17 protein-coding genes are annotated in these 18,822 nt (G+C 50.1%); 6 read left to right on the top strand and 11 right to left on the bottom strand.

What is annotated here, in order from left to right; all coding sequences use genetic code 11:
• Window positions 1-32 precede the first annotated feature (32 nt).
• A complete protein-coding gene (locus tag U0008_RS00165; protein ID WP_043490025.1) occupies window positions 33-491 on the top strand; it encodes a GNAT family N-acetyltransferase in 459 nt (152 codons plus the stop codon).
• A 94-nt stretch (window positions 492-585) separates the two neighbouring features.
• Window positions 586-1,161: a DcrB family lipoprotein gene (locus U0008_RS00170; protein WP_043490026.1), complete on the top strand. Its 576-nt coding sequence runs from the start codon at window positions 586-588 to the stop codon at window positions 1,159-1,161.
• A gap of 41 nt (window positions 1,162-1,202) precedes the next feature.
• Here the strand turns inward: U0008_RS00170 and U0008_RS00175 are convergent, their stop codons facing one another.
• Window positions 1,203-2,879, bottom strand: a complete 1,677-nt coding sequence (locus U0008_RS00175) for an AsmA family protein (protein WP_043490028.1) — start codon at window positions 2,877-2,879, stop codon at window positions 1,203-1,205.
• A 134-nt stretch (window positions 2,880-3,013) separates the two neighbouring features.
• Window positions 3,014-4,423: a nucleobase:cation symporter-2 family protein gene (locus U0008_RS00180; RefSeq protein ID WP_043490030.1), complete on the bottom strand. Its 1,410-nt coding sequence runs from the start codon at window positions 4,421-4,423 to the stop codon at window positions 3,014-3,016.
• A gap of 233 nt (window positions 4,424-4,656) precedes the next feature.
• Here U0008_RS00180 and gltS point away from each other — a divergent pair, with 233 nt between their 5' ends.
• Window positions 4,657-5,871, top strand: a complete 1,215-nt coding sequence (gltS, locus tag U0008_RS00185; RefSeq protein WP_040045251.1) for a sodium/glutamate symporter — start codon at window positions 4,657-4,659, stop codon at window positions 5,869-5,871.
• Window positions 5,872-5,943: 72 nt separating this feature from the next.
• Here the strand turns inward: gltS and recG are convergent, their stop codons facing one another.
• The 5 genes from recG to gmk are packed head-to-tail and all read right to left on the bottom strand — an operon-like array spanning window position 5,944 to window position 11,797.
• The gene (recG, locus tag U0008_RS00190; protein WP_043490033.1) at window positions 5,944-8,025 is read right to left on the bottom strand and encodes an ATP-dependent DNA helicase RecG; all 2,082 of its coding nucleotides are present in this window, start codon (window positions 8,023-8,025) and stop codon (window positions 5,944-5,946) included.
• A 2-nt stretch (window positions 8,026-8,027) separates the two neighbouring features.
• Window positions 8,028-8,720 (bottom strand): tRNA (guanosine(18)-2'-O)-methyltransferase TrmH, encoded by a 693-nt coding sequence (gene trmH, locus U0008_RS00195; protein WP_025797270.1) that lies wholly within the window; start codon window positions 8,718-8,720, stop codon window positions 8,028-8,030.
• Window positions 8,721-8,724: 4 nt separating this feature from the next.
• Complete coding sequence (spoT, locus tag U0008_RS00200) at window positions 8,725-10,824, bottom strand: bifunctional GTP diphosphokinase/guanosine-3',5'-bis pyrophosphate 3'-pyrophosphohydrolase (protein WP_025797268.1); 2,100 nt, start codon at window positions 10,822-10,824, stop codon at window positions 8,725-8,727.
• Between the two features lie 19 nt (window positions 10,825-10,843).
• Complete coding sequence (rpoZ, locus tag U0008_RS00205; protein WP_004094076.1) at window positions 10,844-11,119, bottom strand: DNA-directed RNA polymerase subunit omega; 276 nt, start codon at window positions 11,117-11,119, stop codon at window positions 10,844-10,846.
• Window positions 11,120-11,173: 54 nt separating this feature from the next.
• Complete coding sequence (gene gmk, locus U0008_RS00210) at window positions 11,174-11,797, bottom strand: guanylate kinase (protein WP_025797264.1); 624 nt, start codon at window positions 11,795-11,797, stop codon at window positions 11,174-11,176.
• A gap of 272 nt (window positions 11,798-12,069) precedes the next feature.
• Between gmk and ligB the strand changes: the two genes are divergently transcribed.
• Window positions 12,070-13,800 (top strand): NAD-dependent DNA ligase LigB, encoded by a 1,731-nt coding sequence (gene ligB / locus U0008_RS00215; protein WP_043490037.1) that lies wholly within the window; start codon window positions 12,070-12,072, stop codon window positions 13,798-13,800.
• Here the strand turns inward: ligB and U0008_RS00220 are convergent.
• The 3 genes from U0008_RS00220 to U0008_RS00230 form a co-directional block, all read right to left on the bottom strand.
• Entirely contained in the window at window positions 13,727-14,344 is a 618-nt protein-coding gene (locus U0008_RS00220) for a trimeric intracellular cation channel family protein (protein ID WP_025797260.1), read from the bottom strand. The two genes, ligB and U0008_RS00220, sit on opposite strands and share 74 nt — an antisense overlap.
• Window positions 14,345-14,544: 200 nt before the next feature.
• Complete coding sequence (locus tag U0008_RS00225; protein ID WP_043490039.1) at window positions 14,545-15,477, bottom strand: LysR family transcriptional regulator; 933 nt, start codon at window positions 15,475-15,477, stop codon at window positions 14,545-14,547.
• Window positions 15,478-15,612: 135 nt separating this feature from the next.
• On the bottom strand, window positions 15,613-16,488 hold the full coding sequence (locus U0008_RS00230) for an NAD(P)-dependent oxidoreductase (protein ID WP_043490041.1): 876 nt from the start codon (window positions 16,486-16,488) through the stop codon (window positions 15,613-15,615).
• A gap of 270 nt (window positions 16,489-16,758) precedes the next feature.
• Between U0008_RS00230 and U0008_RS00235 the strand changes: the two genes are divergently transcribed.
• Both U0008_RS00235 and U0008_RS00240 read left to right on the top strand, forming a co-directional pair.
• Window positions 16,759-17,199, top strand: a complete 441-nt coding sequence (locus U0008_RS00235; protein WP_121626096.1) for a DMT family transporter — start codon at window positions 16,759-16,761, stop codon at window positions 17,197-17,199.
• A gap of 2 nt (window positions 17,200-17,201) precedes the next feature.
• Window positions 17,202-17,669, top strand: a complete 468-nt coding sequence (locus U0008_RS00240) for a DMT family transporter (protein WP_038501822.1) — start codon at window positions 17,202-17,204, stop codon at window positions 17,667-17,669.
• A 76-nt stretch (window positions 17,670-17,745) separates the two neighbouring features.
• Here the strand turns inward: U0008_RS00240 and U0008_RS00245 are convergent, their stop codons facing one another.
• A complete protein-coding gene (locus U0008_RS00245) occupies window positions 17,746-18,609 on the bottom strand; it encodes a YicC/YloC family endoribonuclease (protein WP_040045246.1) in 864 nt (287 codons plus the stop codon).
• Between the last annotated feature and the right edge of the window lie 213 nt (window positions 18,610-18,822).

Consider the following 18,822-nt stretch of genomic DNA (forward strand, 5'->3'; position numbering starts at 1 on the left):
TATTCTGATGTCCCTAAGCCTCGGAGGATGTCATGCCCGCGATTAACGTCAAACACGCCACCGTTGAAGATGTTCACCATCTTTATAACTTACTGCCCGAATTCTCCGCGTTACATAGCCTGCAAGATTTAATTAACAGACTGAATAATAAAGAAAATTGTATATTGGTCGCCTATAAAAATGAAAAACCTGTTGGTTTTAAGTTGGGTTATGCGCTTAGCGACACCACTTTCTATAGTTGGTTAGGTGGTGTACTTCCTCAATCTCGCCGCGACGGAATAGCCCAAGTCCTATTGCATACACAGGAAGATTGGGCTTTAAATCATGGGTATCAGCGTATTGAAGTGAAAACCAGAAACTGTTTTCCAGCTATGCTGATAATGCTCATAAAAAATGGCTACCAGTTATCTGAGCTAGAAGTAGCTGACAACATAGCCGATAACCGAGTCCGACTGGTGAAGTGTCTGACGCACGGAACCAATGATAAGTAGCGAAGCTACAATATGTTACTTGCATTTAGTGCACCGATAAGGTGCGATACGTTTATTGGTCAATCGAGACGTTAGGACAATAGAAGGAATTACCATGCGTAATTTAGTGAAGTTTATGGGAGTGGGGTTGCTCGTGGCAGGACTTGCCGCGTGTGATGGCCAGTCGACTGATAACACCACCTCTGCGGCCAAAGGATCTACGTCGGTAGAAGCTAGCGTACCTGCCGGAGAGAACATTAGCCTGCTCAATGGAAAAGTGACCTTTACGCTGCCGGCTGGCTTAACTGACCAAAGCGGTAAGCTAGGCTCTCAATCAAACAGCATGCATGTTTACGCGAATAAGAGCGGTCAGCAGGCGATCATTGTGATTATGGCTCCGTTACCGGCAGACAGCCTGAGCACATTGAGTGGTCGTTTGGTTGAACAACAGAAATCTCGTGATCCAAGCCTGAACGTGCTTTCCGATAAGAGCATTGAAGTGAGCGGGCAGCAAGCTCAGGAAGTGAATAGTCTGCAAACGGCCAAAGGCCAAGTTTCCTATTCCAGCATCGTACTGGCTAAAGCCGGCGATCAGTTGATGACCATGCAGGTATCTCTGCCGGGTGAAAATCAGCAGGAAGCGGCTAATATTGCCAACGGTGTGATTAACACTCTGAAGATTGCCGAGTAATTTTTTGCAAAAGCCCTCCCTGTGCAGGGAGGGCTAGAATGTTAGTTTACTACGCCGTTAACCATCTTCTGCGTAACCTGTTGCCCACTCGCATTCTGCGCGCTTAACGTGGCATTTACGCTAGGCTTAAGCGGTGCATCACCGGTCAGCACGCCTTGTAATCCTAGCTGCATATTGACGTCTCCTTTAATCGGCAACGCTGGCCATCCCCATTCAACTAGTTGATCGGCAGGGACTGCTTTCCCCTTAAGATCCAAGCTGAGCTGGCGTCCAGACTGCGTGAGCGACGCGGTGGCTTCCAAAATTCCCTTTTGTGATAACGCGCTGAGTTCAGTGACGCTAATTTGCTGGTCGTTTGCGTTCAGACTAATAGAAAGCCGTTGCAGATCGACCTTATTAAACGTTGCGCCGCTAGCGTTGAAGGTTGCTTGACCGTCCCATAGCCCAAATAGGCGGTTATGGACTAAGCGAATGTTGCTGCCAAAGCCATCCAGAGCGGTGATTTGGAAAGGAAACTCAGGGTTGATATCGACTATCAGATTTCGGCTGCTGGAGAACTTGGTGACGATCACATCGTTTAGCCAAGTCGGCAGCGGTGCTTGCCAGATATCACGCCAGTTTTGCGGTAGCGTATATTCCAAGCCAACGAGCGTAATTTCATCGAGGGTAAGTTGTTGGTTACTGCGCAACCAGCTGCCGCTTGCTCTAAGCAAACCGCCTTCCCAGCGAGTGCTTAACTGTTTTATCGCCACTCCCGCATTCGAAAGATCGGCGCTAAAGATAGGCTCAACAAAGTGCACATTGCCCACGATGATATCGTTAGCATTAAAGGCGATAGTCCCTTTATCACTTTGCCAATTGCCGTTGTTCCACGTTACACCGTTCAATTCTGCGTCTAAATCACTGAGTGCCCAGCCAGCCCCTTCCAGCTTGGCGTCGGTAATACTCATTTTTCCCAGCGTGATTGCCGGAAGTTGCTTCAGCGGCGCAAAGAAAGCGTCTAGAGATTGGCTCGTCTGCCAGTGGAGATTACTTAGGCGTAAGTTATTGATGACCCAGGTTCCATCGGCTTTGCGTATGCCGTCACCGGTGGCTTGGCCTTGGGCAAATTCAGCGCCAGCGTTGATTATTGTGAGTTGACCCTGTTTATCACTACCTTGGATCAACACGTTCTGTGCAGGAATATCATTTAGCGTTAGTTTGCCTGCGCTGAACTGAAACTGGTTGTTCTTGCCAAAGATTTGCCCTGAGACGGGCTGCCACGGTGAAACATAGCCGTTGACCTGAGACGCGTTAAGTTTTTGTTGGGGCTCATTTTGTTGCACCTGCATATTGAGCATGCGCAGGCTCTGGGCCTGAATTGGCAGTGCAGTTTGAGCCGTGGCTGAAAGTGTTAGCGATCCATTTTCGAGCGTGACGCTATCGAAATCTTTCGGTTCGGTTAGCTGGCGTACGCTGAGCGATAAACTGATTTTTTCAGCGCGTAGAAAAGGAGGCTGACCAACGTTAGCGAGCGTGACATCGTGTAATGTCATTTCAGCAGGGTCGCGAATGTCGTGGTGTATTTTTCCAAGCGACAATCGATATTGGGTATTTTCATTCACCCAAGTGCTGATGTGGCGGGCGCCCCATGTGGTTTGTGCAATCACATAAGCCACAATACTCAGCGCGATGATAATCGCGAGCAGGATTAAAAGTAGTTTTCCAATAAATTTCACGGCATTAGTCCTTCAGGCCAAAGGTACTTTAGTTTATGCCGTATTAAGTAGGATGGCTCAAGGGATGAAATGTAAACACCAATAAAAAAGCCGAATGCAGAAACATCCGACCTTTTTCAGCCATTTATGCGGTGTTAATCTTCGTGTGGGAAAACCAGATTTAAGACAATGGCAGTAATACCGCCAGCCGCAATGCCTGAAGACAGCAGAGTTTTCATCCAATCCGGCGCGAATTGTAAAATCAACGGCTGCTGAGAAACCCCTAAACCAACGGCTAAAGAGAGCGCCATAATCATAATGGCGCGGCGGTTTAATGGTTCACGCGAGACAATACGCACGCCCGATGCTGCGATAGTGCCGAACATGACGATGGTAGCGCCTCCCAGAACGGGTTCAGGGATGTGCTGTACAAAACCCGCCACCGCAGGGAACAGACCTAAAACAATCAGCATGAGGGCGACCACAAAGCCCACATAGCGGCTTGCGACACCGGTTAGCTGGATAACGCCGTTATTCTGCCCAAAGCAGGAGTTAGGGAAGGTATTAAATACCGCCGACAGCATCGAATTCAGCCCGTTGGCGAGAACGCCCCCCTTCAGTCGCTTCATGTAGAGCGGGCCAGAAACGGGCTGCTCGGATACGTCAGAGGTCGCCGTAATATCGCCGATGGTCTCTAAGGACGTCACCATAAAGACCAGCATCAGCGGGATCAGCAGATTCCAGTCAATGCCCAAGCCATAATAGAGCGGCGTTGGCACCATCAGCAGCGAGGTGGTTTTTTCCATATTGCTGGTGTCTGGCAGCATCCCCATCGCCCACGCCAACGCGTAGCCAACGGCCATGGCGATCACCAGTGAAGAGACACGCAGATAAGGGTTGCGCTGGCGGTTAAGCAAAATAATGACCACCAGAACTGAACCGGCTAGCATCAAATTACCCGGCGCACCAAAGGTGTGATCGTTCATGGCGCTGTAGCCACCGCCAATAGAAACCAAGCCGACCTGAATCAGCGATAAACCGATGATCATGACCACCACACCAGAGACTAATGGCGTAATAATTCGGCGTGCTAGGTGCAAGAAACGCGACAGGATAATCTCGGTGCAGGAAGCCAGCATTAGCGTTCCAAACAGCGTTGCCATCATCGTTGGGATATCAGCGCCGCCGTTTTTCAACGCCATTCCGCCCATAATCAGAGGGCTAACAAAGTTAAAGCTCGTTCCCTGAATAGACAACAAACCCGAACCCACAGGGCCCCAGGTTTTAATTTGCAAGATAGACGCCAGCCCTGAGGCAAATAGCGACATGCTGATAATGTGTTGCGTGTCCTGTGCTGGAAGACCTAATGCCTGACAAATCAGTAGTGCGGGCGTAATAACCGCCACAAACATGGCGAGTAAATGTTGGCAGGCAGCGAAAAGGGTTTGCGGGAGAGGTGGACGGTCTTCGAGACGATATATCAGCTCACTTTTGGTTGGCGCGGTAGCGCTAGGCTTCGCGATTGAAGAGTGAACTTGGTCGAACTCAGTGGATGGCGTGGTCATAATCCATATTCCAGAAGCAACAATGCACGCATTTTAATGATAGTCGTCACAAAAGCAATCGGTTGCGCATAAATTTACCTAAAAAGGATGAGACTTTTGGATCGCATTTTTTGCTAAAGAAACTTGCCCAAGAGTTACGTTTTGCTTTCTAATTAAGCGTTTATCATTTTTAGATAACAGAGAGAAAATTATAATTATTTGAAATAAATACAATTATTACATGGAGTAATAAAATGATTCATCTGGACGTATACGGTACGCTAGTCGCGGCGACCTTGGTGCTTCTGCTCGGGCGCCAAATGGTACAAAAAATCCCTTTCCTAACGAAATACACGATTCCTGAACCCGTTGCTGGCGGCTTGCTGGTGGCGCTCGGTTTCCTGTTGCTTAAACAAACCACGGGCTTTGAGGTCAGTTTTGACATGTCCCTCAAAGATCCGTTGATGCTCGCCTTTTTTGCCACCATCGGCCTTAACGCAAACTTAGCGAGTTTGAAAAAAGGCGGCAAAGCGTTAAGCATTTTTGTTTTTGTCGTTGTGGGGTTACTGCTGGTACAAAACGCCATTGGTATTGGCATGGCGAAAATGCTGGGGCTTGATCCTCTGATGGGATTATTGGCGGGCTCGATTACTTTGTCCGGTGGACACGGTACGGGCGCGGCATGGAGTAAAGTTTTCAGCGAACGCTACGGGTTTGAGAATGCGACTGAAGTGGCCATGGCATGTGCCACCTTTGGTTTGGTGCTTGGTGGATTGATTGGCGGGCCAGTGGCTCGTTATTTAGTGAAGCATTCGTCTACGCCCAACGGAACGCCGGACGATACAGAAGTCCCCACCGCGTTTGAGAAACCCTATAGCGGCCGTATGATCACGTCGCTGGTGTTAATTGAAACGCTGGCTTTGATTGCGATCTGTTTAACCGTAGGTCATGTCATCGCTGATTTCCTCCGCGGGACGACATTTGAGCTGCCAACGTTTGTCTGCGTATTGTTCGTTGGGGTTGTGCTGAGCAATACGATGCATGCGGTTGGTTTCTATCGCGTGTTTGAGCGTGCGGTATCGGTGCTCGGAAACGTGAGTTTGTCGCTGTTCTTGGCTATGGCGTTGATGAGCTTAAAACTGTGGGAACTTGCTTCTCTGGCGCTGCCGATGTTGGCCATTTTGCTGGTTCAAACGCTGGTGATGGCGCTGTACGCTATTTTTGTTACCTATCGAATTATGGGCAAAAACTATGATGCAGCGGTGCTAGCCGCAGGCCATTGCGGTTTTGGCTTAGGCGCAACGCCAACGGCGATTGCTAACATGCAGGCGATTACCGATCGTTTCGGCCCGTCGCATTTGGCTTTCCTGGTAGTACCTATGGTTGGTGCGTTCTTTATCGATATCGTTAATGCGATTGTGATCAAGCTGTACCTGATGCTGCCGGTATTTCCTGCGGTGATGGGGTAGTTTTCGGCTATCGCGATCTGACCCCAACCCAACCCTCCCCTTCGTAGGGTTGGGTTGGGGCTTTACACGAGACTATGCGTTGGTATATCGGCTGCGTTCAGGCAGCCAGCGCTCGATAAGTGCCTGCGCATGTTCTGGGTAGTTTTGATGAATATGGCGTGCAATGCGCTGAACTTCAGGGATAAGCGCCTGATCGCGTAACAAGTCAGCTACCTTAAACTCAGCGCTACCGGTCTGTTTGGTCCCTAATAGCTCACCGGGGCCACGAATTTCTAAGTCTCGTTGAGCAATCACGAAGCCATCATTGCTATCACGTAATACCTGTAGACGTTTTTGCGCGGTTTGGCTCAGAGGTGTTTTATAAAGCAGAACACAGTGTGATGCGACGGCACCGCGCCCGACGCGGCCACGCAGCTGATGTAACTGCGCCAAACCCAATCGCTCAGGGTTTTCAATGATCATCAGGCTGGCGTTAGGCACGTCAACGCCAACTTCGATTACAGTAGTGGCGACCAGCAACTGAGTTTCACCCGCCTTAAATGCCCGCATCACTTCCTGTTTTTCTGCCGCTTTCATACGCCCATGTACTAACGCGACCTTAATTTCAGGCAGAAGTAGCTTGAGCTCTTCTGCGGTCGCCTCTGCGGCCTGAGCTTCCAGCATCTCTGATTCTTCAATCAGCGTGCAGACCCAATAAGCCTGTCGGCCCTCTTTTATACAGGCATTTTTAACGCGTTCAATGACATCGGCGCGGCGTGAATCTGGAATAGCAACGGTGGTCACCGGCGTTCTGCCAGGCGGAAGCTCATCAATAACCGACGTATCAAGATCGGCGTAGGCAGTCATCGCCAGCGTGCGCGGTATCGGGGTTGCGGTCATGATTAGCTGATGCGGATGGAAACCTTGTTCTTCGCCTTTTTCCCACAGGGCAAGACGCTGATGTACGCCAAATCGATGTTGTTCATCAATGATAACCAGTGCCAAGCCAGAAAATTGCACCTGATCTTGGAAAATGGCGTGTGTGCCCACGATCATATCGACTTCGCCACTGGCAATAGCTTCCATCTGTGTCTGACGCGCTTTACCCTTCTGCTTGCCTGCAAGCCAGCCCACTTTCAATCCTAGCGGTTCAAACCACTGACGAAAGTTATTGGCATGCTGCTCGGCAAGCAGTTCGGTCGGTGCCATTAAAGCGACCTGTTTGCCATGGGCAATCGTTCGCAGCGCGGCAAGTGCGGCAACCAAAGTTTTACCCGATCCCACGTCGCCTTGAACCAAACGCATCATAGGGACGGGCTTCGCCATATCGGCTTCGATATCAGCCACCACGCGCTCTTGCGCACCCGTTGGTTTAAAGGGTAAAGAGGCCAGCATCTGGTTTTTGAGACGATCATCCGCAGAAAGCGGCAGCGCTTTATGGCTTTGCGCTCCGGCTCGTACCGCAAGCATGCTGAGGTTATGAGCCAGCAGTTCTTCTAAAATTAGACGACGCTGAGCAGGATGTTTTCCATGCTCCAAATCGGCAAGCTGCATATTTGGCGGTGGACGATGCAGCATGCGCAATGCATCTGGCAGGCTCATTAACCCTTGGCGCAGTTCATCGGGCAATAGTTCCGCGATGGGCACCGTATCGAGCAAGGCTAATGCTTGGTCGGTTAGCTTACGCAGCGTGGCCTGACGAATGCCTTCGGTAGTGGGATAAACCGGCGTAAGGGCTTCTTGCAGCTCAACGTTCTCGGTTTCACCCTGAATTTTATATTCAGGATGGATAATTTCTGCGCCTAGACTACCGCGTTTGATTTCACCGTAGGCTAAAACATGCTTACCGGCAGAAAGACTATTCTTCATCGCAGCGTTAAAGTTGAAGAAGCGCATCGTCAGCATACCGGTGCCGTCGCTTATCTGGCTGGTCATCATGCGGCGGCGGCCAAAGCTTATATCGGTGCGCAGCACTTCGCCTTCTACGGTTGCAAAAATGCCGGGTAGAAGATCGTTGATAGCGTACAGACGGGTGCGGTCTTCATAGCGCAAAGGCAGATGCAGCAGCAGGTCTTGGATATTCTCCAGACCAATTTTGGCGAGTTTACCTGCTTGGCTGGCGCCAACGCCGGCTAAAGAAGTTAATGCGATAGCATCCAGCAAGCGGCCTTTCATCGTTAGCCTTTAGTTGACTGCATGGCATCCCACCATGCTTGAGGGGCGTCGATTTGCCCTTCGTTATCGATACGTGGGCGCGGCAGCTTCTTGCGTTTGGCAACGTTGGCCAACACGGGATATCCACCTTCCCACAGTAAACGCTGTTGGTCTTCTTCGCTCAGCGGGCTGTGTTCGCGTTGGTACATGCCTGCGTTTTGGCGCTGGCGCTGGGCTTCATACAAAATGAGCGCCGAAGCCACTGAAACATTAAGTGACTGAACCATACCAATCATGGGAATGATAATGTCTTGATCGGCCAAGGCGAGAGCTTCGGCCGTGATCCCGTGTTTCTCTTGCCCCATCAAAATGCAGGTCGGGCGCGTGTAGTCTATTTCACGGAAATCAACGGCAGTGCTGGAGAGATTCGTTGCCAGAATTTGCATGCCTTCAGACTTTAACGTCGAAACCGCTGAAGAGATATCTGGATGTGTTTTTACGGATACCCAGCTGTTGCTGCCTGCTGCAGTAGAGACCATGGTGCGCATGCTTTTTCCGGGCCATACGGCATGAACCTGATGCACACCCACGGCGTCAGCCGTGCGGATAACGGCTGAAACGTTATGCGGTTTGTGTACTTGCTCCATGCAGACGGTAAGATCCGGCTGTCGGGTGGCAAGCATCTGACAAATCCGCGCATAGCGTTGAGGAGTCATAGAATTAGTTTCGGTTGCGGTTAACTTTAATCACATCCGGCATGATACGAATTTTACGCATGATATTCGCCAGATGGACGCGATCGCGGGTGGTCAGGCGGATGAAGGCGCTGTATACCCGGCCATCTTTCTCTTCGGTATTCATGCTTTGAATATTTGATGCGGTGGCATTGATTGCAGCCGTCAGATTCGCCAGTGCGCCCTGATGGTTAAACATATCCACTTTGATTTCAGCAATGAATTCCTGCTCGATGTCTTTATCCCATTCCACGGCCATAAACTTCTCTGGCTCTTTTTGATAGCCACGAATGTTGCGGCAAGACTCGTGATGAATGACCAGGCCTTTACCCGGGCTCACGTGCGCAATAATCGGGTCACCGGGAATTGGACGGCAACATTTGGCAAAGGTGAGCAGCACGCCGTCAGCGCCTTTGATTGGCAGTTTACGGCCAGAGCTGGAGCTGCTTTGCTGCGGATCGCCGAGCAGATTTTTCGCCACCACCACGCTCATGGCATTGCCTAGGCCGACTTCGGCCAATAGGTCATCCATCGAATGAAGTTTCATGCGATCCAATTCGCGCTGAATATTCTCTGGAGGCAGATCAGACAGCTTACGTCCGTTGCCGAGCGCGTGATTTAGCAGACGACGGCCAAGGCTTACTGAATCATCGCGCTTGAGGTTTTTCAACATCTGGCGGATTTTAGCGCGCGCTTTGGAGCTGACGACGAAATTCAGCCAAGCTGCATTTGGGCGAGCGCCCGGTGCAGTAATGATTTCAACGTTTTGCCCGCTGTGTAGCGCCTGAGACAGTGGATATGGCTGTCTATCAACGCGCGCACCTACGCAGGCATGGCCGATGTCGGTGTGTACGGCGTAAGCAAAATCGACCGGCGTTGCTCCCGCTGGCAGTTCGACAATGCGACCTTCCGGCGTGAACACATAGATTTCGTCTGGGAACAGATCGGATTTAACGCTCTCAATGAACTCGAAGGAGCTACCTGCGCTTTGTTGCAGTTCGAGCAGGCTTTGCATCCAGCGTTGTGCACGGATTTGCGCCGTGGTGCTGGATTCACCTTCTTTATAGGCCCAGTGAGCAGCAACACCCATCTCTGCCATTTGGTCCATGTCTTCGGTGCGAATTTGCACTTCGACAGGAACACCGTGCGGGCCAATTAGCGAGGTATGCAGCGATTGGTATCCGTTGGCTTTAGGAATGGCAATATAGTCTTTAACGCGGCCCGGGCGCGGCTTATATAAGCTGTGCGCCTGACCCAAAACGCGGTAGCAGGTATCCACATCCTTGACGATCACGCGGAAAGCGTAGATGTCCATAATGGAGTGAAAACGCTGCTCTTTGAGATGCATTTTGCGATAAATCGAGTACAGATGTTTTTCTCGACCGTTGACGTGACACTCAATCCCCGCCTCGGTGAGACGACCTTCAATCTCAGAAAGGATCTTCTGAATCATCTCTTTACGATTACCACGAGCGGCTTTCACCACCTCTTTGATAACGCGATAGCGGTTTGGATAGAGGGCTTCAAAACCCAGCTCTTCGAGCTCCGTTTTTAGGTGATGGATACCTAAACGATGTGCCAGAGGGCTATAGATTTCTAGCGTTTCTCGCGCAATGCGGCGACGTTTATCTGGGCGCAAAGAGCCCAGCGTGCGCATGTTGTGCGTGCGGTCGGCGAGTTTAATCAAGATCACGCGGATGTCCTGCACCATCGCCATGATCATTTTGCGGAAGTTTTCTGCCTGAGCTTCTTTCTTATCACGGAATTTCAGCTTATCCAGCTTTGACACACCCTCAACCAGTTCGGCAACGCTTTTGCCAAACAGTTGTTCCATATCTTGATAGGTAGCGGGCGTGTCCTCAATGACGTCGTGCAATAACGCCGCCATCAAGGTTTCATAGTCGAGGCGCATTTCTGCAAGGATGCAGGCTACCGCGACCGGGTGAGTTATGTAGGGCTCACCGCTGGAGCGTGTCTGTCCCTCGTGCGCATCGCGCGCGACGAGGTATGCCTGTTTAAGGCGCTTGATCTGCTCTTCTGGCAGGTATTTTTGAATCAGCAGATTCAGGCTTTCAAACAGATACAAAGGCAGCTCTTCGTGTTAATTAACGACGGCCTTCAGCAATCGCAGTCACCGCTTGAATTTCTGCGGCTTCTTGCTCTTGCTGTTCCTGGCGCTCACGTACGTCGAGGATCTGGTTGTTGATCAGACCTTCTTCGATTTCGCGCAGGGCGATAACGGTGTACTTATCGTTCTCTTCTGGTACTAACGGATCTTTGCCGCCAGATTGCATTTGGCGTGCCCGACGAGCAGCGACCAACACCAGGTCAAAACGGTTACCAATTTTCTCTACAGCGTCTTGAACAGTTACGCGTGCCATAAATGTGCTACTCCACAGGTGAAGAAATGACTGGGCATGATACTGAAAGAGTCTTCAGTCTGCCAACAATTTGGTTATTAACGCGTCATGTCGCATTTTCTGGCGACCTAAACGCAGACGTTCAGCGCGGATAATGGTTTTGAGATCGGACAGTGCCAAATCAAAATCATCATTCACGATGAGGTAATCATATTCGGCATAGTGCGTCATCTCAGCAACGGCTTGCGCCATGCGTTTGGCGATGACTTCTTCGCTATCCTGACCACGACCGCGTAAGCGGCGACCTAATTCATCTTTCGATGGTGGCAGAATAAAAATGCTGCGTGCCTGCGGCATTTTTTTACGAATTTGTTGTGCGCCCTGCCAGTCGATATCAAGGAAGACATCCACGCCGGTCGACAAAATCTGCTCAATCGCTTTACGCGATGTGCCGTAATAGTTGCCAAATACTTCCGCATGTTCAAGGAAGGCGTCTTCCCCAATCATCTGGCGGAATTCGTCATGAGAGACGAAAAAGTAATGCTCGCCGTGATTTTCGCCAGGACGTTTAGCACGAGTGGTGTGCGAAATCGAAACCTGCGTATCGTACAACGGCTGAGTTTTCAGCAATGCCTGAATCAGGCTGGATTTTCCTGCCCCGCTTGGCGCGGAAACAATATATAGCGTGCCTTGAACCATAGTGGGTCTTATTGATGTCGTTCGTGTTAAAAGAACAAAAGAAAGATACAACTCCCCGTAGTATACACGGCTACTCGCCGTGATGCAGCGCCCACTTTCAGTCTACGGCGTGAATTTATTTGTCATCTCTGCGCATTGCGAGCCTGTTTGCAAAAAAAGTGCAACCTCTTGTCGGCGATTAAATCTCTGATGAATCCGTTTCGCAAAGGCTAGCAAGACAGCTGGAATACTGCCCTGCTTGCGTTTTAATTGCCGCAAATAGGAGGTGACATATGGCATGGAAAATATGGATGGCGCTACTCGTATGGTTTGTTTCCGGTTTTAGCCGAGGCTGGGCTCAGCCTCTTTGTCCACAGTGGACTGCCGAACATGGAGCTAGTGAGATCAATGCGTTGCAAAAGCAGATCGCCAAGTGGGATGAAGACTATTTTCTACAGGGCTCATCGGCCGTACCTGATGAAATCTATGACCAAATGGCCCAGCGGTTGAAAATATGGAAGCACTGCTTTGCTCAGGTAAATCTAAACCAAGCGGCGCTTGAACCGCCTAGTTTAGGCAATACACTTCGCCATCCTGTGGCACATACGGGGCTGAATAAGCTAGAAAATGCGGCTGCGGTGCAGGCGTGGTTACAGGGTAAAAAAGGTGTTTGGGTGCAGCCCAAAATTGATGGCGTGGCAATTACGCTGCATTACCAGCGTGGGCGTTTAATCAATATGATCAGCCGTGGCGATGGTCTGAAGGGGCAAGATTGGAGCAAAGCCGCGATGGCGATTGCGGCCATCCCTAAAAAGATTACTGATGAAAGTGCCGATGTTGTGTTGCAAGGGGAGCTGCTCCTGAAGGTGACCGATCATCAACAAAAAAGAGACGGTGGGATCAATGCTCGGGCAAAAGTCGCAGGGGCGATGAGGTTAAAGGTTTTGCCTCCTGACACCGCCGCACAGCTGGATGTTTTCATCTGGGGATACCCCGACGGGGCGGATAATATGCGGCAAAGATTAAGCTCATTGACGCGGTTGGGGTTCCCGCTGGCAGGGCAATATACCCATGCGGTGGCAGATATTGGTGCCGTTGAGCATTGGCGCGACTATTGGTATCAACATGCTTTGCCTTTTGTCACCGATGGCGTGGTGTTGCATATGGATCAACAACCCGCTTCATCGTTGTGGCAGCCGTCACCACCGGGATGGGCCGTGGCTTGGAAGTATCCGCTGAAATCCCAAGTTGCTGAAGTTAAAGACGTGCAGTTTAGTATTGGGCGCAGTGGGAGAATCAATGCCATCCTGTTGATCGAACCTGTGATGGTTGATGATAAACGCGTTAGCCGTGTGAGCTTAGGTTCTGTGATGCGTTGGCGGCAGTGGGATGTTCAACCTCATGATCAAATTTCGGTGGTGTTGGCAGGGCAAGGCGTTCCCCATTTAGAAAAGGTGATTTGGCGTAGCCCTGACCGAGTCATCATCAATGCGCCGGACCAAAATAAATACCATTCCTTAAGCTGTTGGCACTACACGCCAGACTGCGAGCAGCAGTTTGTTGCACGCGTAGTGTGGATGGTTCAAACCTTGGGTGTTTCTGGTATTGGAGAGGCTTACTGGCGAGAGTTGGCGCAGCATGGATTGTTATCTGACGTGGATGCTATTTTTAGGCTGAGCGAGGCTGATTTCGGAAAGGTGGGCGTTGGCGTAAATCGAGCTCGTACGTTTAGCAGCGAGCTTGAAAAAGTGAAAGCAGCGCCAACAATAACGTGGCTGAAAGCGTTGGGGATGCCAAATACGTTGGCCAGCTGTGGCTTAGAAAGCATCGATTGCCACTTTTCATCGGCTCAAGAAAAGCAATATCAGCGGATCTGGCATAACACAGAGTGGCATGAGGTTGTTGCGCGATTAAGGCAGCAGGGCGTTGCTGCCTTTAATCAATTTTCTATTAGTGATCGGGCTGCTGATAGTCAAAAACCGGCAACCCTAAGCGGAAGCGTAGCGCCAGTAAACGCGCAGTGAAGCCGGCAAATAGCGTAATCATCACGGTGAGATCTTGCGGGATAGAGAAATAAAGTAATCCCATATAGAGCCACGCGGCGGCAAAAGAGATCCCTGCATACAGCTCTTTTTGGAACACCAACGGGATGCGATTACAGAAGAGATCGCGTAGGACGCCACCAAAGACGCCGGTGACAACGGCAGCGATAGACGCGATGATCGGTCCATGTCCCATCTCTAACGCGACCTGAGCACCGATAATCGAAAACACGACGAGCCCAACGGCATCTAAAACTAAAAAGAGTTTACGTAGATGCGTCATTAACGGTGCAGCCCACGTTGTAACAATGGCGGCAACGGCAACAATAACGATATTTTCAGGGTGTTTGACCCAGCTCAAAGGATAGTGGCCTAACAGCATGTCACGTACAGAGCCGCCGCCAATGGCTGTGGCAGAAGCAATGATAATAACGCCAAACATATCCATTTGACGGCGGCCAGCGGCAAGTGCGCCGGTCATGGCTTCAGCAGTGATCCCAACAATATAAAGAATACTCAGTAACATGACCCAACAACCTTTTAGAGCTGAAATGAGATAATAGAGCATGCAGAGTAGTGACTTGCGGTGACTATCTCGACTGAGTTTTTCTAAAGGATAAGGTTTCGAATTAATATATCTATGCTAAAAAGTTATCTTAATACTGAATATATAGGCTTTATTTTATTTTAAACATTAATAATAGATAAGAATTTATAATTCGAAAATCAAACATTATCCCAATAAGCTGGGGTTCCAAATTTCTGGACAAAGAAATCAATGACAACACGTACTTTAAGCGGAAGCCGTCGGCTTTGCGGATAGAGAGCCGCTAGCTGCTGGGGCTCTAGCCTCGTGGATACAGGGTATTTCTCCATCAAACTCACCAGACGCCCGTCTTGTAATGCATCCCCTAATAGCCATGTTGGGAATACTACGATCCCTAAACCTTGGATCGCTGCATCTAGCAGTGAATCGGCATTATTTCCGGTCAGAGAACCATGCAGACTGTAAGGAACCCATTGATTATTCATGTGGAAAAACCATCTCTGCGCGCCAGCAAAACCCTTAAATACAATGCAGTTATGATGTTCTAATTCTTCAGGCGTGGTTGGGATCCCAAAGCGATGTAAGTATTCCGGACTCGCGGCAATGCGATAGTTTTGCTGGGCTAGCACTCTACCTTGCAGATTGGAGTCTGACAAAATACCGATACGAAACAGAAGGTCAGATGCATCTTGCATCGGATCGACAAAATTATCTGTTTGCACCAGTTCAACGCAAAGCTTGGGGTATTTTTGGCAGAGCTCAGGAATATAGGGCGCAATATGCAGCCGACCAAACACCACCGGAGCATTGATGCGCACAAGCCCCGCAGGTTCGAGCTTCTTTTCCTGCAACGCTTGCTCAGCTTCCTCGAGTTGCTCAAGGACTCGCCGAGCGTATGTTGCCAATAATCGACCGCTTTCCGTTGCGGTCACCGCGCGGGTGTGGCGGTACAACAATTGTTGATTAAGCGCTTGTTCTATTAGCTGCATTTGGCGTGAAATTGATGATGGTGCAACGCCTTCTTTGCGGGCAACCTCCGAAAAACTGCCGTAATCGAGGACGGCAACAAACAATCGTAGTGCTTTTATGTTGAGTTCATTGAACGCTTGCATGCTGTGCATATTCCGCAAAGATATTTTATCTATGGTGCGTTTTTGTGAAAGGTTTTGCTAGTGGGCTACCACGAGAATTCCCTCTCCACGGCGGAGAGGGGGGGCACAATGACGATATCAAGGTTTTACGTTGAACTACTTTAAACCACTGCGACGGGCGGAGACATTGGCCAGAGCTGACCAATCAAGATTACCGTCGCCTTGAGCGATGGCGTCAATGAAGTTATCTCTTAACACGCTAGCGAATGGCATGGGTACGTTTTTCTCTTCGGCTGCCTGTTGTGCCAAGCGAACGTCTTTCAAACCAAGCGTTAGCTTGAAGCCTGCGGGGGTATAGCGCTCTTCAGCGATCATGCCGCCATAGTTTTTGTATACGGGAGCTGAAAACAGCGTACTGGTCAGCATATTGATAAAGTCTTTAGGCTCAATGCCGTGCGCTTTAACCAACGCTGCGGATTCCCCAACAGATTCAATGACGGTAGCCAGCATGAAGTTTGCCGCGAGTTTAACCGTGCTGGCCTGTTCTGGATTATCGCCGAAGTGCCAGGTTTTTTGTCCTAATACATCGAATATAGGCTGTACGCGGCGGAGCTGCTCGGGTTCTCCGGCTGCCAGAATATTTAAATTTCCTGCGGCCGCAACGTCGACTCGCCCTAATACCGGCGCTGCAATGTAATGAATACCTTTCTCTGTGCAGTAGCTTGCCATCTTACGCGTAAGGTCATTAGAAACCGTAGCCATATTGATATAGACCGCCCCTGCTGTTAATGAATCTAACGCGCCCTGAGCGATCATTACATCATGGGTAATCGCATCGTCGGCTAGCATCGAAATAACAACTTCGCTTCCTTTGATATCCGCAGGGCGTTGGCAAAGCCTTGCGCCATCGTCAACGAGAGTGCTTGCTGCCGCTGGGCTACGGTTCCATACCGCGATTTCATATCCTGCTTTTAGCAGGTTATACGCCATAGGCTGGCCCATAGAGCCCAATCCAAGAAAAGCGATCTTCATGCGTTACTCCTCGTTATTGTCTTCCGGTTGAGTGCAGGTTCCGGTTATCTGTGTATCTCCACCGTAGAGTTTCAGGAAAGACGAGTCAAATCTCTCCATGCTGTGCGTAATTCGCAAAACTGTTTAGCGACTCATGCTGTTTTTCGAAAGATAAAGGTGGTTGATAATGCCAGTCATCGGATTTAGCGGCTTTCGCGAATCGTTTGAATGATGCGGAGTGAGTAATAGATGACACAGCCAGAGCGATGTAAAACAGCGCATTCAGGCTCAATGAACGGTGGCTACATTCCATTGGTCATTATGGCGGGTATGGGGCTTTCGGTTGAAGCCGGATTGCTTGGGCCACTTGGTGAGGAGGTGGGGCATTTATGGGCGACGTTGAGCATATTTGGCGTAGGCGCAGCTCTATTGTTCCTTATCTCGTTATTAACCGGGAAGCCGACAGAGCAGCGCTCTTTTAGCTCACTTCCCCGTTGGCAACTGACGGGCGGTTTGCTAGGGCCTCTCTACGTCATTATGTTGACGCTGGCGACGCCGGTGATTGGTGTTGCCATGACGATGATTGCCATTCTGTCGGGTCAGGTCGCGAAAAGCTTGTTAATTGACCATTTTGGCTGGTTTGGGATCGCACGTAAACGCGTGGGGGCGCAGCGCCTACTCGCATTAGCGCTCATTGTCGCGGCTTTGATTCTGATTGCTGAGGGGGCGTAACGATGATGGGACATATCATCATGTTGGCGTTGGTGGTTTTGGCTGGCGCAGTTCTGAGCATGCAGGCCGCGATCAATGGCCGCCTCGGTGAAAGCGTGGGTGTGATACGCAGCAGCCAACTGACGTTTGTCGTCGGTGCAGTGTTTAGTGGATTGCTGATTTTCTTCTTTGAGCCCACACATTCGCAGACTTTGCTTACCGTTCCTAAATGGCAACTGGCCGGAGCATTGTTTGGCATGTTTTATATGTTAGTGATGGTGGCATCGGTACCGAAAATTGGCGTTGCGACGGCAACGGTGGCGGTGATTTGCGGGCAACTATCGATGGGGATGATGATTGATACGTTTGGATGGTTTGGCAATCAGGCAATCGGCTTTTCCAGCAGCCGTATGGCCGCTTTAGTTTGCTTAGCCTTAGCGCTGGTATTGATTTATCGCAGTAACCAAGCAGAAGAACAATCCACAGAGTGATTGTTTATGAGAAATGAAAAAGCCCGGCTCTACGATGGTAGAACCGGGCTTTTGTTTGTAGAGGCTGAGCAGGAAATTACTCGATGTTTTGAATCTGCTCGCGCATCTGTTCGATCAATACTTTCAGTTCGATAGCGGATGCGGTGACGTCTGCATTGATAGACTTGGAAGCCAAAGTATTCGATTCACGATTGAATTCTTGCATCATAAAGTCGAGACGACGGCCTACGGCTTCTTTCTTCTTCAGAATGACATAGGTTTCTTTGACGTGCGCTTCGAGGCGATCCAGCTCTTCTGCAACGTCAACACGCTGTGCCATCAGAACCAGCTCTTGTTCTAGGCGGTTATTTTCCAACTGAACCTGAGCATCTTCTAGCTTGCTCACCAAACGTTCACGCTGCCACTGTAGGATTTCAGGCATCTGCTGGCGAACTTTAGCCACTTCAGCAGATACACCTTCCAAACGCTGCTCGATCATCGCTTTTAGGGCATTACCTTCACGTTCGCGGGCATCGATAAAGTCATCAATTGCAGATTCCAGTGCGGCCATCAGTTCGGTGCTGATAACGTCCAGATCTTGTTCGGCGGCAGACATCACGCCCGGCCAGCGCAGAACTTCCAGTGGATTAATTTCGCCCTCATCGCTTTGCATTTTGACCCAGTTCGCGGCTTCAACCAGCTGCTTTGCCAGTTTTTCGTTCAGGATCATGGAGCTTTGTGCGCTTGGGTCGAGCTCAAAACGCAGGTTACATTCGATTTTCCCGCGAGTTAAACGCGTACGCAGTCTTTCACGCACCACAGGCTCTAGGCTGCGGAACTGTTCCGGCAGGCGAATATAGGTCTCAAGATAGCGCTGGTTAACGGAGCGTAGCTCCCAAGCTGCGCTGCCCCAGTTGCCTTTAATTTCACGGCGGGCGTAGGCTGTCATGCTGCGGATCATTTTGCGTACCTGTAAAAATGAATGATGTCAGGATTATAGCCCCGCACCGCCTGCCATGATAGGCATAAGCTCACGAACATGGCATATCGCTTTTGGTTGATGAGAAGAGGTGGCTGATGTCTTTATCAATAGCCTTTCGTTGGCGGGCTTGCTGCAACTCAAATTAATTTGGGTATAATGCGCAGCCACATTGAAATAAATATGAATGCTAGC

It is taken from the genome of Hafnia alvei, assembly GCF_034424155.1.
GTDB classification, from domain to species: Bacteria; Pseudomonadota; Gammaproteobacteria; order Enterobacterales; family Enterobacteriaceae; genus Hafnia; species Hafnia alvei.

What these genes read in the sequence shown, in the direction of transcription:
- U0008_RS00165 (WP_043490025.1), top strand. Translation starts at nt 33, where the DNA reads ATGCCCGCGATTAACGTCAAACACGCCACCGTTGAAGATGTTCACCAT.
- U0008_RS00170 (WP_043490026.1), top strand. Translation starts at nt 586, where the DNA reads ATGCGTAATTTAGTGAAGTTTATGGGAGTGGGGTTGCTCGTGGCAGGA.
- U0008_RS00180 (WP_043490030.1), bottom strand. Translation starts at nt 4,423, where the DNA reads ATGACCACGCCATCCACTGAGTTCGACCAAGTTCACTCTTCAATCGCG.
- gltS (WP_040045251.1), top strand. Translation starts at nt 4,657, where the DNA reads ATGATTCATCTGGACGTATACGGTACGCTAGTCGCGGCGACCTTGGTG.
- recG (WP_043490033.1), bottom strand. Translation starts at nt 8,025, where the DNA reads ATGAAAGGCCGCTTGCTGGATGCTATCGCATTAACTTCTTTAGCCGGC.
- trmH (WP_025797270.1), bottom strand. Translation starts at nt 8,720, where the DNA reads ATGACTCCTCAACGCTATGCGCGGATTTGTCAGATGCTTGCCACCCGA.
- rpoZ (WP_004094076.1), bottom strand. Translation starts at nt 11,119, where the DNA reads ATGGCACGCGTAACTGTTCAAGACGCTGTAGAGAAAATTGGTAACCGT.
- gmk (WP_025797264.1), bottom strand. Translation starts at nt 11,797, where the DNA reads ATGGTTCAAGGCACGCTATATATTGTTTCCGCGCCAAGCGGGGCAGGA.
- ligB (WP_043490037.1), top strand. Translation starts at nt 12,070, where the DNA reads ATGGCATGGAAAATATGGATGGCGCTACTCGTATGGTTTGTTTCCGGT.
- U0008_RS00220 (WP_025797260.1), bottom strand. Translation starts at nt 14,344, where the DNA reads ATGTTACTGAGTATTCTTTATATTGTTGGGATCACTGCTGAAGCCATG.
- U0008_RS00225 (WP_043490039.1), bottom strand. Translation starts at nt 15,477, where the DNA reads ATGCAAGCGTTCAATGAACTCAACATAAAAGCACTACGATTGTTTGTT.
- U0008_RS00230 (WP_043490041.1), bottom strand. Translation starts at nt 16,488, where the DNA reads ATGAAGATCGCTTTTCTTGGATTGGGCTCTATGGGCCAGCCTATGGCG.
- U0008_RS00235 (WP_121626096.1), top strand. Translation starts at nt 16,759, where the DNA reads ATGAACGGTGGCTACATTCCATTGGTCATTATGGCGGGTATGGGGCTT.
- U0008_RS00240 (WP_038501822.1), top strand. Translation starts at nt 17,202, where the DNA reads ATGATGGGACATATCATCATGTTGGCGTTGGTGGTTTTGGCTGGCGCA.
- U0008_RS00245 (WP_040045246.1), bottom strand. Translation starts at nt 18,609, where the DNA reads ATGATCCGCAGCATGACAGCCTACGCCCGCCGTGAAATTAAAGGCAAC.